This window comes from Chitinophaga silvatica, from assembly GCF_003419895.1.
Taxonomy (GTDB): domain Bacteria; phylum Bacteroidota; class Bacteroidia; order Chitinophagales; family Chitinophagaceae; genus Chitinophaga; species Chitinophaga silvatica.
The window spans coordinates 1-14556 of record NZ_QPMM01000002.1 but is presented as its reverse complement, the minus strand read 5'-3'; the positions used below and the strand labels follow the sequence as shown (position 1 = coordinate 14556).

The following is a 14556-nucleotide window of genomic DNA, read 5'->3' as shown; positions in this document are numbered from 1 at the left end:
TCATTGACAGTCGCCATTCAAAACCAACGATTGGTAGCGTTATCAACAGCCAACAGATCTAAATCGTTTTCGAGACATGCAACTAGTATTTCTTTTGAAGCGCCGACGCACTCAAACAAACAACTCTATGCACCTTCGATTCCGGCCAGGCATATTGATGTTCCTGGCATTATTTTCCACTGGAGCCATAAGCGCTCAGACAGTGAACCTAACTGTAAACAAGATGCCACTCGACAAAGTGTGCAAGGAAATTGAAAAACAGACAGGGTATTATTTTGTGTACCCTAAAGACCGTATTTCACAGCAACTGGTAAGTGTAGAACTTAAAAACACCGGTGTGCAAACCGCTCTGGAAAAAATCTTTGATGGATCTCCTTATCAGTACAAAGTTGTGGATAAGGTAGTAGCCGTACAGGCAGCAGGTAATCGCACTAAAGATGTAACAGCCGAAATTGCTGTGGATACTCTTACTGTTACCGGTACTGTTTCCAGTACAGATGGAGGTTTTTTACAAAATGCTTCCATAACAACTTCAAGAACCAAAAAGAACGCACTTAGTGATGTGAAAGGAAACTTTGTGCTGAGAGGAGTAGAAAGAGGAGAAAATATACAGATTACCTATGTAGGTTATAAGCCCAAGATAGAGCCGGTTGTAAATCCGATTGTCTACGTAGTGATGATGCGGGCAGAGAATACATTGGATAATGTAGTAGTTAAAGCATATGGAACTACTACCAAACGTTACAGCACCGGAAATATCGTTACCGTATCGGGTAAAGATATTCAAAACCTGCCTGTTCAGAATCCATTGGAAGCATTGGAAGGAAGGGTTCCCGGGTTAGTAATTGCAAGAGCCAACAACTCCCCCAGTGCCCCTTTCAGAATGGAGGTAAGAGGTCGTAATGCGTTGAATGCGCAGATTTCCAGTGATCCGATGATCATTATTGACGGAGTTCCTCAAACTATTCTGAACTTTAATACAGGTGGCTATGAAGGTACTCTTTTAAAAAAAGCTTTTGTACAATTTGGATTAGATCAATCGGGTAGTAATATTGGTTTAAACCCACTTTTTGGTTTGAATGTAAATGATATTGAATCTATTTCAGTATTGAAGGATGCAGAAGCAACTTCTATTTATGGTAGCCGTGGTGCCAATGGAGTAATCCTTATAAATACAAAAAAAGCAAGAGCAGGTGTATCCAAATTAGATGTTGGATTTTCAGAGGGTTTTACCAAAGTTGCCAGATATACAGACGCACTAAACCTCCAGGATTATCTTCAGATGAGAAGAGAGATGTATCAAAACTCAGGAGTAACACCATCCAAGGTATTGGGTTCTCCGGGTTATGCACCAGAATTAATGATTTGGGATAGTACAAGGTATACCGACTGGCAAAGGTATTTCTACGGTGGAACCGGCAAATATACTACCGCCAATTTAGCGCTTAGCGGAGGATCAGGTAACAATTCATACAGGATTAGTGGTGGATACAGCAAAGAAGTATCCTTATCTACTGTAAGCGGTTCAGATCAGTCGGGAAATGTGTTGGTTAGTTTATCTAATACCAGCTTGAATAACAGACTGAGAACCTCTCTGCAATCGAACTTTACTACTACCTCTTCTAATTCTATCAAAGTACCCTCTCTTTGGAATTACGCGCCAAATCTTCCTGACCCTTTTGACAGTGTGGGAAATATCAATTGGAACGTTTTAAAGCAAGCAAGTATTAATACTTCCTCATTTAATTATTTAAAACAAACTACTTCCTCCAAAAGCAACCGGTTAAATTCTAATCTGAATATCGGTTATACTTTAATGAAAGGTCTTGAGTTTTCAGCGATAATGGGGTATTCATATTCAAATACCAATACAGAAAGTATATCCCCACGATCCTCATATAATATAGCAGCAGGAGAATCGAAAGGATTACATAATGTTGGGAATTCCGTGTTAATCAATTTAAACTTAGAGCCTCAGATTAGTTATAGCACAACAATCGGTCAGGGCAATTTAAATGTTCTCGTTGGGGGAACTTATCAAAGTACTTCCTCTAAAAATCTGTACATAACATCCTCTGGCTATAGCTCTGACGACTATATCAATTCATTAAGTAATGCCGGTACTTCAAGTACCTTTAATCGTAACGCCCAGTATAAATATTCAGGCGCATTTACAAGTATTGGCTATAATTATGCAGGCAAATACATTGTAAGCCTAAGCGGCAGAAGAGATGGTAGCAGCAAATTCGGACCCAATAATCGTTTTGGGAATTTTGGTGCAGTGGGCCTGGGGTGGATTATTACTGAAGAATCTTTTGCACAGAAATTTCTTCCTAAAGCCATTAATTATTTAAAGCTACGCGCCAGCTATGGAACAACGGGAAGTGATGGAGTTGGAGATTATCAATACCTGGCTCAATGGGGTAACTTCTCAGGCGATTATCATAGTGATTATGATGGTTTAAAGCCCAATGTAGTAAAGTTGGCAGCTAATCCATCATTTCACTGGCAGCTAAATAAGAAGTCTGAAATTGGAATTGAATGGGAATTATTTAACAGATTCAGTTTTTCTGCTGATGTTTATGACAACCGTTGTAATAACCAACTGGTTGGTTATCCACTTGCTTCTTTCACAGGTTTTACCACTATTACAGCGAATCTACCAGCTAATGTTAAAAACTCAGGATTCGATTTTGCTGTCAATGCCCAACTTGTTCAAACTAAGGATGTAAGATGGTCATTTAATTTAAATCTCAATCTGCAGGACAATAAGCTTATTTCTTATCCGGGCCTGGAAAATTCTCCATACAAAAATGTATATAAGGTCGGCGATCCATTAAACAATAACTATGTACTTAAATCATTGGGCATAGATCCACAAACAGGTTTGAGGATGTACGAAGATGCCAATAAAGATGGTAAGATCTATGTGAATAGTGAAGTATTAGCAGGTACGGCAGATGACGACAGAATTATTACATTAGATATGAATGCTAGATTTAACGGGGGTTTTGGAACATCTTTCAGTTTCAAAAGATGGTCTGTAAACACACAATTTGCATTCAGCAGAAAGTATATGTGGAACACTATGCTGACTATTCCAAATACAAATTTCTACAATACGAGTTATTATTCATTCAACCACAGATGGACATATCCTGGCCAAACAGATGCTACAATTGCCAAACCTACTTTAACGGGTGATGCTCAATTTGCTCAGTCAGATGCCAGTTATCAGATGGTGAATTTAATAAGATGTACGTCCCTCCAATTGGGTTGGAGTGCACCTAATGCATTTATTAAAAAGATGAAATGTTCATCACTTGTAGTAGGTATGAATGCAAGGAATCCTTTTCTAATCACCAACTTTATTGGAATAGATCCTGAAAACGGATTTCAGGGTGGTGTGCCACCAACACGTGCAATTACTTTCAGTATTAACGCTTCTTTCTAAAAGATTCTTGTCATGTACTCAATAAAAAATAAAAATAACGTATATACATTACTGTTAGCAATCATTATAGCTGTAACGGGTTGTAAGAAATTGGTAGAAATAGATCCACCAATCGATACAGTAGGTCCAGAAATCGTATTTAAAACTAACGACAATGCAGCCAATGCCATTGCAGGATTATATAGTTATATGATTTACAATGAGGATCAACCTTGTTTGACCAATGGTATGATGACAATAGGCGGAGGATTAATAGGAGATGAATTGATTCCTACCATGGGAGCGCAGGATTTAGATGCCTATGAGTTATACACAAATAAAATTCGCTTATCTAATGTATGGATAAATGGAATGTTTTGGGGGCCAACTTATAAAGTAATCTATACCGCCAATTCAATTCTTGAAGGAGAAGCTGCATCCACCTCCGTTTTACTTTCGGATAGTGCAAGAAATCAGTTAAGATCAGAGGCCAGGCTGGTAAGAGGATTTAGTTACTTCTATCTCTATAATTTATATGGGGATGTTCCAATGGTTACTTCTACAGATGTGTTAGCACACTCGGCTATGCCAAGAACAGCTATTGATCTTGTAAAAAAGCAAGTGGAAGAAGATCTCCTATTTGCTTATCAGCATTTACCAGCCAATTACGATGTATCGAGGGGAGAAAAGATCAGGCCTAGTTCCTATACCGCAGCAGCATTACTAGCAAGATTTTATCTCTATGAAAAAAGATGGGCAGATGCATTGGCCATGGCTGATGTGGTGATCAACAGCGGCAAATTTACATTAGCAGCTACAAACAAGGTTTTCAAAGCCAACAGCAGTGAAGCCATCTGGCAATTAAAACTTAGTGCCAACGGAGATAAGTATTTGCAGGAATCCTTCTATCTGTCACCTCAGACAGATGGATCAATGTTGTCTGAAGCTGATTTAGAAATGCTTTTCCAAATTGATCCCATCATTCTTATAGGCCTCATTCCTAACTATTATCTGACTCCTTCGCTAGCCGGATCATTTGAAAATAATGACCTGAGGAAAAAAGATTGGATAAGGAGTTTAAAAATGCCAAATATTGAGCCTTACAATGGGATCACTTATTCCTGGCCAGTAAAGCATCCAAGACTTGATCCGGAGACTTATGATGTTTTTAAGCCTTATTATACAGTAGTGCGATTTGCAGAATTATATTTAATCAGTGCAGAGGCAAAAGCACAATCAGGAGATCTGAGTGGCGCTATCACTGATTTGAATACCATCAGAAGCAGAGCGGGCCTCAATGGCACAACAGCTACTGGTAAAGAAGATCTGTTGACTGCAATTTTGAAAGAACGTAGAGTAGAGTTCTTTGCAGAATGGGGTCACAGGTGGTTTGATTTGAAACGTACAGAAAAATCAGCTACAGTATTAGGGTCACTAACACAAAAACAACCATGGTCCGATCATTCGTTATTACTATTTATCCCGACTGCCGATATAAAAGCAGATCCTAACCTAAAGCAAAACCCAGGCTATTCTTACTAAGTTGGTTTGAATTCGGAAATTAAAGGGCGTCTCATTGGGTAGAATGGGGCGTCTTTTCCGTTTATAGTCAATCTCTTAAATAAAGTGTTTGTTAATTTCTTTCATTATATTTTGAAAGTTCAAAAACTAGATATACATTTGGCGATATAATCATTGTTTTAGCTATAAATTACAACCTACAATGAACCTAGCAGAAGCAAAGGCACAATTTATTCAGACCTGGGGGTCGCTCGGGGCGCAATGGGGCATTAATCGCACTATGGCTCAGATCCACGCGTTATTGCTGATCATGCCGGATCCATTGAGCGCAGACGATATTATGGAAGAGTTGAATATTTCCAGAGGAAATACCAACATGAACGTGCGTGAACTGATTAATTGGGGCCTTGTAGAACGGATTCTTATTCCTGGCGAAAGAAAAGAATTCTTCGTAGCAGAAAAAGATATCTGGAAAGTAGCCACCTATATTGCCCGCGAAAGAAAGAAACGGGAATTAGACCCGATAATGAAAGTTTTGAATCAATTACAACAGGCGGAAGGTGATCCTAAAGACAAGGAAATGAAAGCCTTTAAAGATTCAATTAACAACATTACCAAGTTTGCTGCGCAAACAGATAAAACTATCAGCGCCTTTATTAAATCAGAAGAAAATTGGTTCTATAGCAGCCTGATTAAGCTGATAAAGTAATTTTTTTTGCCCCTATATTTCAATATTTTCTGAAAATTCTGAACACAAAAACTTCTATCTCTTAAGTTCATTCAGCATTTTTTTCTTTCAAAATTTCAAATTTTACTGAAAATTCAGAAACATGAAAAATATATTATCAATCAGAATCAGCCCAGTAATTATTGATCTATCTGAAATATTGCTGGCCATTGGAGTTATATTCAATAGAGCAGCGCTTACAATAGTAACATTAATTCTTTTACAGGTCTTTAATTCATTACTACAGTACAAACACTATAAACCTAAGCTGGTATTCAAACTTGAAAAAATATTTCAGGTATCGGCAGCTGCCAGTCTGGCTTTATGTATCGGATCTGCTCTTTTAGGTTTGGCAATTCCGCCTGTTTTTGTATTTGTATATCTGTCAATTATATATCTCCTTCCCGCATTAATGGCCTTTCATCTATTTATCCCTGTAATCAGGCTAACCCATTTATTCTATTCATCAATTAAATCTCTATCAAAATGAAAAACAAAAACATTGTAATCGCTGGTGGCAGCGGCTTTATAGGCAGAAGCCTGGTTGAACTCTGGGAAAAAGACAATCAAATTACGGTGATAAGCAGGCAGCCCGTAACTGAAACAACCAATGTCAAATACCAGCATTGGGATGGTTGTACCATGGGTAACTGGAGCCAGGCACTCGAAGGAGCCGACCTCCTGGTTAACCTTGCCGGTAAAAGCGTAAACTGCCGATATACCGAAGCCAATAAACAACAGATCTTCGATAGCAGAACAATTACCACTACCCTGTTAGGACAAGCACTTACAACATTAAAACAACCGCCTAAAGTATGGATCAATGCAGCCAGTGCAACCATTTACCGGCATGCGGAAGACAGGCCAATGGACGAATTTACAGGCGAGATGGAGAACGACTTTTCCGTACAGGTCTGTAAAAAATGGGAGAAAACTTTTCTTGATATCACGGCACCGGATACACGAAAAATTATCATGAGATTGGGAATTACGTTAGGATGGCAACCTGGTGGCGTTATGTATCCCTATCTAAACCTGCTCAAATTTGGCCTGGGTGGTTACCAGGGAAATGGGCAACAACGTTACACCTGGGTGCATATTGCCGACGTAGCAAATATGATGGAATGGCTATATGAAAATAATAATCTTGAAGGTACCTTCAACTGCACCTCTCCCAATCCTGTTTTAAATAAAGATTTTATGAAAACATTGAGAAATGCCACCGGCCATCTATTTGGATTGCCTGCACCAGCATTGATGTTAAGACTGGGTGCTTCACTCATAGGTACAGAAACAGAATTACTCCTAAAAAGCAGATGGGTAGTACCAACAAAAGCGCTTCAGGCTGGCTTCAAATTCCAATATCCACAGCTTCCCGGAGCCATTAATGATATCATTGCACACCTGCCACGCAATGCTTACCACTTGTTCTGAAATCAGTAACTTAGAGGTATGGAAAATACCGAAAATAAAAAGCTCACAGTAGTGTTAGGTGCTTCCCCTAATCCTGAAAGGTATAGCAATATGGCTGTAAACAGATTACAAGCCAAAGGTCATCCTGTGGTGGCCATAGGAAAGCGTGAAGCAACGATAGGTAATACTCCTATTATTGCTACACATCCTCCGCTGGAAAAGGTAGATACGGTAACAATGTATCTGAACCCAATAGCTCAAAAAGAATACTATGATTATATTCTGCAGTTGCAGCCAAAGAGGATTATTTTTAATCCAGGTGCCGAGAATCCCGAGCTCGAAGAAATAGCCCGTGAACATAACATACAACCAGTAGAAGCTTGTACTCTGGTATTACTTAGTACTAATCAGTTTTAGCATCAATTGCTCGCAAAGGCGCAAAGATTAATATTAAGGCAGCAAGGATTTTTTTAAGATTTGAAGCAAATGTTTTTAAGAATTGCAGGAAAGTTTCCAGTAAGTTAAACCGTTGAAAATTCCTTAATAAAATCTTAAAAAAATCCTTGCTGCCTTAATATTAATCTTTGCGCCTTTGCGGGAAATATTCGTATATTAGTGCAAATAGCTGTTATCCCCCATTGAACATCCCATTCTGTTGACCCACCCAGCATGGCTTTACTTCATCAGGCAGGCAGTTAGTATAAACCCAATTACGCATGTTCACCCTTTAATTATACATTTTATGATCTGGAGAAGATTTAATGGAGAAGCGATCCATCTTCCAATCAAGGAAGAAGTACGCCAGGCCATTATTAGAGAATCAGCAGAGGGATTTCATCTGAAAGTTTGCATTGGCACCGATTCTCAGGTAAAAGGTGTAGATACGGAATTTGCTACCGTTATCGTATTCCTGAGAGAAGGTCATGGAGGTTTCATGTTTATCCACAACGAAAAATCTAAAGAACGCTATACCATCAAAGAGCGTATGTTAGTGGAAGTAGCTAAAAGCATTGAAATTGCTTATGAACTCTGTGATCTGTTTACTGAGTATGATGTTGACATGGAAGTACATGCCGACATAAATACTAACCCACAATTCAAGAGTAATCTGGCGCTTCACGAAGCTATGGGTTATATTCTTGGAATGGGCTTCGCATTTAAGGCCAAGCCCGAAGCATTTGCCAGCAGTAGCTGCGCTAATAAAGTAGTTAATTAGCGCCACTACTAACTGTTTGTGTACCTCTCTCAAATTATATTATCAACGTGCTATCACGTTGTAAGGCTTTTTCTCCCCTATGCAATAGCTCTGAACTGCACATTTAATTCTTCTATATAATCCAATATCTTATCCCTCCCACTTTTCTTTACAGTAGATGTTACAAAATGAGGTGGTAAGAATTCCCAGGATTCTTTCATCTTGTTAAGGAAAGACTTGATATTCCGGCTTACCTCAAGCTGTGTGCTCTTATCGGCTTTGGTAAATACCAAGCTAAAAGGAATCTGCCATTCTCCCAACTGATTAATAAAATCGATATCGAGTTTCTGAGGACTATGTCTGCTATCTATCAATACAAACACATTCATCAGGTTCTCACGTTTGCGCAGGTAATCTTCAATCATTTTTTCCCATTGCTTACGTTGCGACATACTTCTTTTCGCAAATCCATAACCGGGTAAATCTACCAGATACCAGGCATTATTGATCTCAAAATGATTGATCAGTTGAGTTTTACCTGGAGTACCGGAAGTTTTCGCCAGCTTTTCATTATTTGTCAACAAATTGATCAACGATGATTTACCAACGTTGGAACGCCCGATGAATGCGTATTCGGGATAATCAGGCTTTGGACATTTCGTCCAGTCCGGGCTACTAATAAGATATGTTGCCGTTTTGATAACCATATTGAAACTGCTTTGTTATATATAAAATCTGATACAGCATGCCGACATTTCACTTAACTTTGCGCACTATGTCAGAAATGCAAGATGTTCAGAAGATTGTACCCTTCGAAGGGTCAAAATTAAGCAAGAAGGAGCAGATAGCGACCATGTTCGATAATATTGCTTATCGATATGACTTTCTTAACCATTTTATGTCGATGGGTATTGACATTATATGGAGAAAAAAAGCCCTGAATTATTTACGTTCCATACAGCCTAAAACCATGCTTGATGTAGCTACCGGCACCGGAGATTTTGCGATTATGGCAGAAAAAAGGCTAAACCCTGAAAAAATCGTAGGGATTGATATTTCTGAAGGAATGCTCGCTCATGGCAGAGAAAAGGTGGAAAAGCTGGGATTAAGCAATAAAATTACCTTGCAGGCCGGAGATAGTGAAACAATAAGTTTTCAGGACAAAACGTTTGATGCCATAACCGTTGCTTTTGGGGTTAGAAACTTTGAAAATCTGGAAAAAGGACTGGCAGAAATGTGCCGGGTGTTAAAACCTGGTGGCAAATTAGTGATATTAGAATTTTCTAATCCGACAGTTTTTCCTATTAAGCAATTATATAATTTGTATTTTCGTTATATAACTCCCCTGATCGGTAAATGGATCGCTAAAAGCCAGGAGGCCTATAGTTATCTGCCAGAATCTGTAAAAGCATTTCCTCAGGGCGAAGCGATGAAAACTATTTTAAATAACGTTGGTTTCCAAGCCGTTACATGCAAAACGCTATCATTCGGCATATGTTCCATCTATTGCGCTACTCGCTAATAGTCATTTTTTCGGTGCTGGCCCTTACAACTAAGGCACAGCAAAACCTGAATATGATTGAACATGATGCAAAACCCTATTATTTCGGAATTACACTGGCCGCTAACCAGTCGTATTTCAAATTAGAGCATTCACCGGCTTTTCTGGCAACAGACTCTATTATGGTAGCAGAACCTCTTAAAACTATGGGGTTCAACCTTGGTTTGCTGGCTAATGCCCGCCTTTCCGAACATTTCGACCTTCGATTTAATCCACAGTTGATTTTCGCTTCCAAGAACCTTTATTATAGAGATACCTATCCAAAACCCGAGGATACTGAGAAAAGGATAGAGTCTATCTTATTAAGCTTCCCGCTGCAAATTAAATTTAAGTCGGATCGTATCGGCAACATGAGGGTTTATACCATTGCCGGCCTCAAATACGATTATGATCTCTCTTCCAATGCACGGCTTCGCCGGGCAGATGACCTCGTTAAAATCAAGAAAAGTGATTATGGCTATGAATTAGGAGCTGGCTTTGAGTTTTATTTCGAGAGCTTCATTTTTAGCCCTGAATTCAAGATCAGTAACGGATTCGGCAATGTGCATGTAAAGGATCCAAATCTCAGATACTCCAATGTGATAGACAAACTACAATCACGCATGTTTGTCTTTTCCATCCACCTTGAAGGTTAATAGCAATCTATTTGAGGTATAGTTTTACCTTTGTGCCATGCAAAACTATCTTATACGAAATATAGCTGTGGTAAACGAAGGTAATACCACAGTTCAGGATGTTTGGATCAAAGATGGCCGTATTGAAAAAATGGCCCCGAACCTTACAGTAACTGGAAATTATACAGAGATAAATGGAGAAGGAAAGCATCTGATCCCTGGCGTTATTGATGATCAGGTACACTTCCGGGAACCAGGTTTAACGCAAAAAGCTACCATCTATACAGAAGCCCGGGCAGCAGTAGCAGGCGGTACTACTTCCTTCATGGAAATGCCAAATACCAAACCTGCAGCACTCACTCAGGAGCTACTCGAAGATAAATATGAATTAGGCCGTCAGCACTCCCTCGCAAACTATTCTTTCTTCATGGGAGTAGCCAACGATAATGCTGAAGAAGTACTTAAAACAAACGCAAAGAAAGACAGTGTTTGTGGTATAAAAATATTTATGGGTTCTTCTACCGGTAATATGCTGGTAGATAATTACCTCACACTGGAAAAAATATTTGGTAATAGTGAATTGCTGATCGCTACCCATTGTGAAGATGAAAAGATCATTCGTCAGAATATGGAAGCCTTCATCAAAGAGAAAGGAACAGAAAACCTGACTACAGCAGATCATCCGCTGATCAGAAATGTGGAAGCCTGCTTCGAATCTTCCTTAGTAGCCATTCAGTTTGCCCAAAAACATAATGCCCGTTTGCATATCCTGCATATCTCCACCGGGCGGGAGCTGCAACTCTTCAGCAATATGCTGCCATTAGCGGAGAAAAGAATTACCAATGAAGTATGCGTGCATCACCTGCACTTTACTTCAGACGATTATGCGAAGTATGGTAATCTGATCAAATGTAATCCGGCTATTAAATCTCCCGATAACAGAGATGCCCTCTGGCAAGGATTGCTGGACGACAGATTGGATATTATTGCAACAGACCATGCTCCTCATACCTGGGAAGAGAAACAACAACCTTATACCCAGGCTCCATCAGGAGTACCGTTAGTTCAACATAGTCTGCTGCTCATGCTCGAGTATGTGAAACAAGGAAAGTTAACACTGGAACAACTGGTAAACAAGATGTCACATGCTCCGGCTATCTGCTTCCAGATTAAGGAAAGAGGATTTCTGCGGGAAGGATATTATGCCGACTGTGTAATAGTAGACCTGAATGGAAAAAGCACGGTAGAAAAAGATAATATCTATTACAAATGTGGTTGGAGTCCGTTTACCGGTCATACTTTCCCTTCAGCCATCACTCATACCTTTGTGAGCGGCCATCTCGCCTACGAAAATGGTATTTTCAATGAGAATGTTAAGGGCCAGCGCTTAGCATTCAGCAGATAAATTTTATTCGATGCAGGGTTTTTTATTAAAAAAATCCTGCATCTGATATGGATTTTTTTTATCCTTGCATCTATCAACGTATAGTCACTAAAACGAAGCTGCATGCAACTGGACAAAACCTCCTATTACGATCTCTCTATTTTCAACCGCGAGGAAGAGTATTCTCTCTTTCACCGGCTTGATTTTACTACTACAGCAGGCGGCCGTGAGCACCTACGTTATCTTTTTAGTAATCCGCTCCAGAATATCCAGGAAATAACCAACAGACAGGCAGCAATCCAGTTTTTGTTAGAGAACGAAGGTAACTGGCCAGTTAGCATTTCCAACGGTACAATAGTAGTAGTAGAAAACTACATGGAAGCACAGATAGAACCTATCGGCCATGCAGATGGAGTGGCACTCTATATTCAGGCTGCCATCAAAAAAACCCTGTATGCACCGGATTTTGGGTTTATCAAATTCTCTTTTGCCCAACTTATAAACTTGCTTAAAGGCTACAGAGAATTAATCAACGGCTTCAATACAGACAAGACCCCTAAGACGCTGAAAATACTGTTAGACAGAGCCCAGCAACTGCTTTCAAGAAAAGATTTTTACGAAATACTTAAATCGGATGAAACAGGGAAACTCAATTTTATTGAAATCCTGCGATTCGATAATTTAATCAGATCACAACACCGCAAAGCGGTCAATGAACTGGTGGTTATTTATCAGCAACTGGATGCCTTCTATTCAATGGCCAAAGCCGTAAAAAGCTACAAACTGACCTTCCCACAGTTTATAGAGACTGAGCATCCGCTGATTATAGCAGATCAGTTATATCATATTATTCTTAGCAATCCTGTTGCCTATGATGTAAGGCTCGATGCAATCAGTCATTTTATGTTCCTCACCGGTGCAAATATGGCAGGAAAAACTACCTATATCAAAGCAGTGGGAGTAGCTACATTCCTTGCCCATATTGGCATGGGTGTGCCTGCACAAAAGATGCAGCTAAGCTTTTTTGATGGCATCTTCAGTAACATCCAGGTACAGGATAATATCTTCAAGGGGGAAAGTTATTTCTTTAGTGAAGTATTAAGGATCAAAAACACAATCATCCAGATCAATAACGGTAAAAAGTGGTTGGTGCTGATAGATGAAATGTTTAAAGGTACTAATATTGAAGATGCCCGAAACTGTTCTCTGGCGGTAATCAGAGGTTTATTACAAAGTTCTAATTGTCTCTTTATCCTAAGCACACACCTGTATGAAATTGCAGAAGATTTAAGCGGAGAAAAGAGAATTCAATTTAAATATTTTGAATCGACTGTAATTGATGATGATCTTCATTTTACCTATCAATTGAAAGATGGAATTGCAAAAGAGAAGATCGGATATCTCATTCTTAAACGGGAGAAAGTATTGGATTTGTTGAAGGAGATAAAGTAGATATTTTGATAGATATATTTTAAAGAGATTGCATGAGTATTTTCGCTTTTGCAATCTCTTTTTTTTGTTAAAAAAATAATATCCTTAGCCTGTGATCACAATAGCTAAAATCACAATATACCTGCGATTTAATGGTGACATTGACGGTTGGGCAAGAGTTGGATCTAACGAAGAAATGATTGGTATTTAATTGAAGGATTAATTCAGTATCTCAATCTTATAAAAAAAGGTTTTGCTTCTGATACTTTTGTGCTTTCAATAAAAGATTGAAAAACAGTGCGATAGTGAAGAAACAATTCAGGCGATAAAGGATTTGGCACACAACTAAATATTTGAGTTACCTATAGATTGCGTGATTGTAAAATTTTATTCATGTTAAATGAGATACAAAATAAATACGAACAGTTTTCAGATTCAATAATTTTGAAGTTCGAATACTTCACAAGAGGAGCTTCTAAGGAAATTATAGTTACAATTGATTGTATGAACAAATTAAATGACTATAAGTATGAAACAATTAAACTCTCATTTAATGATGTGATTTCCTTTCGATTTATTGAAAATGAAAATGAAGCTAGTGTTTCTATCAATGAAGCTCTTTTGATCAAGGAAAATGGAGTTTTGACTTTTGATTTCTTTCCCTTAAGACTCGGAGCATCAACTTTGAAAGAAAATAAAGACTCTGATTTGATAATCAGATGTAAAGACGTGAGCTATGTTAAAATAGAGAGAGTATCATTGTAGTATACTTGTAAGGTCTCTGTATGGACGTTGGAAATTGTAGAAATTTTATTTTGGAGTGATTTCTATTCCTTCTTGGTTCTAAAATGATTGGTAGATTGTGTGGAGGCAAAAGCCATGTTATTAAATTGAATTCAATTTAAAGGACTGATTTCCTTTACCGTAGACTGGGCAGGGGTAAACCCTGCCCCTACAGGATTTCATCGAAACTAAATTTTCATCCGGTAGATATATTTCATGTTAATATCAATCTACTAATTTCAATTCTGTTAAGAAACAATTCTATAATATGGAAACTGTAATTCGCCAAAACCCTGCCCCAACAGGATTTCACCGAAACTAAATTTTCATCCGGTAGATATATTTCATGTTAATGTCAATCTACTAATTTCAACTCTATTAAGAAACAATTCTATAATATGGAAACTATAATTTGCTAAAACCCTGCCCCAACAGGATTTCACCGAAACTAAATTTTCATCCGGTAGATATATTTCATGTTAATATCAATCTAC

13 protein-coding genes are annotated in these 14556 nt (G+C 38.5%); 12 read left to right on the top strand and 1 reads right to left on the bottom strand.

Features of this window, described 5'->3' with window-relative positions; all coding sequences use genetic code 11:
- Positions 1–76 precede the first annotated feature (76 nt).
- From DVR12_RS04400 to DVR12_RS04370, 7 genes are all read left to right on the top strand, one after another.
- Complete coding sequence (locus DVR12_RS04400) at positions 77–3454, top strand: SusC/RagA family TonB-linked outer membrane protein (protein WP_116974267.1); 3378 nt, start codon at positions 77–79, stop codon at positions 3452–3454.
- Positions 3455–3466: 12 nt separating this feature from the next.
- Complete coding sequence (locus DVR12_RS04395; protein WP_116974266.1) at positions 3467–4975, top strand: RagB/SusD family nutrient uptake outer membrane protein; 1509 nt, start codon at positions 3467–3469, stop codon at positions 4973–4975.
- A gap of 181 nt (positions 4976–5156) precedes the next feature.
- A complete protein-coding gene (locus DVR12_RS04390; RefSeq protein WP_116974265.1) occupies positions 5157–5663 on the top strand; it encodes a GbsR/MarR family transcriptional regulator in 507 nt (168 codons plus the stop codon).
- Between the two features lie 121 nt (positions 5664–5784).
- Positions 5785–6171: a hypothetical protein gene (locus DVR12_RS04385; RefSeq protein ID WP_116974264.1), complete on the top strand. Its 387-nt coding sequence runs from the start codon at positions 5785–5787 to the stop codon at positions 6169–6171.
- Complete coding sequence (locus DVR12_RS04380; protein ID WP_116974263.1) at positions 6168–7115, top strand: TIGR01777 family oxidoreductase; 948 nt, start codon at positions 6168–6170, stop codon at positions 7113–7115. The genes DVR12_RS04385 and DVR12_RS04380 overlap by 4 nt, the downstream gene beginning before the upstream one ends.
- Positions 7116–7133: 18 nt before the next feature.
- Positions 7134–7511, top strand: coding sequence for a CoA-binding protein (locus tag DVR12_RS04375; RefSeq protein ID WP_116974262.1), 378 nt, complete (start codon positions 7134–7136; stop codon positions 7509–7511).
- A gap of 325 nt (positions 7512–7836) precedes the next feature.
- Positions 7837–8310, top strand: a complete 474-nt coding sequence (locus DVR12_RS04370; protein WP_116974261.1) for a ribonuclease H-like YkuK family protein — start codon at positions 7837–7839, stop codon at positions 8308–8310.
- 77 nt (positions 8311–8387) lie between these two features.
- Here DVR12_RS04370 and yihA read toward each other — a convergent pair whose 3' ends face one another.
- Positions 8388–8996, bottom strand: a complete 609-nt coding sequence (yihA, locus tag DVR12_RS04365) for a ribosome biogenesis GTP-binding protein YihA/YsxC (protein ID WP_116974260.1) — start codon at positions 8994–8996, stop codon at positions 8388–8390.
- A 68-nt stretch (positions 8997–9064) separates the two neighbouring features.
- Between yihA and ubiE the strand changes: the two genes are divergently transcribed.
- From ubiE to DVR12_RS04340, 5 genes are all read left to right on the top strand, one after another.
- On the top strand, positions 9065–9811 hold the full coding sequence (gene ubiE, locus DVR12_RS04360) for a bifunctional demethylmenaquinone methyltransferase/2-methoxy-6-polyprenyl-1,4-benzoquinol methylase UbiE (RefSeq protein WP_233522126.1): 747 nt from the start codon (positions 9065–9067) through the stop codon (positions 9809–9811).
- The gene (porT, locus tag DVR12_RS04355) at positions 9784–10485 is read left to right on the top strand and encodes a type IX secretion/gliding motility protein PorT/SprT (RefSeq protein WP_116974259.1); all 702 of its coding nucleotides are present in this window, start codon (positions 9784–9786) and stop codon (positions 10483–10485) included. Before ubiE ends, porT begins: the two co-directional genes overlap by 28 nt.
- Positions 10486–10522: 37 nt before the next feature.
- Positions 10523–11869, top strand: coding sequence for a dihydroorotase (locus DVR12_RS04350; RefSeq protein WP_116974258.1), 1347 nt, complete (start codon positions 10523–10525; stop codon positions 11867–11869).
- Between the two features lie 102 nt (positions 11870–11971).
- Positions 11972–13300 carry a MutS-related protein gene (locus tag DVR12_RS04345; protein WP_116974257.1) on the top strand — a complete coding sequence of 443 codons (1329 nt, stop codon included), beginning with the start codon at positions 11972–11974 and terminating at the stop codon, positions 13298–13300.
- Positions 13301–13672: 372 nt separating this feature from the next.
- Positions 13673–14044, top strand: a complete 372-nt coding sequence (locus tag DVR12_RS04340; RefSeq protein WP_116974256.1) for a hypothetical protein — start codon at positions 13673–13675, stop codon at positions 14042–14044.
- Positions 14045–14556: the final 512 nt, after the last annotated feature.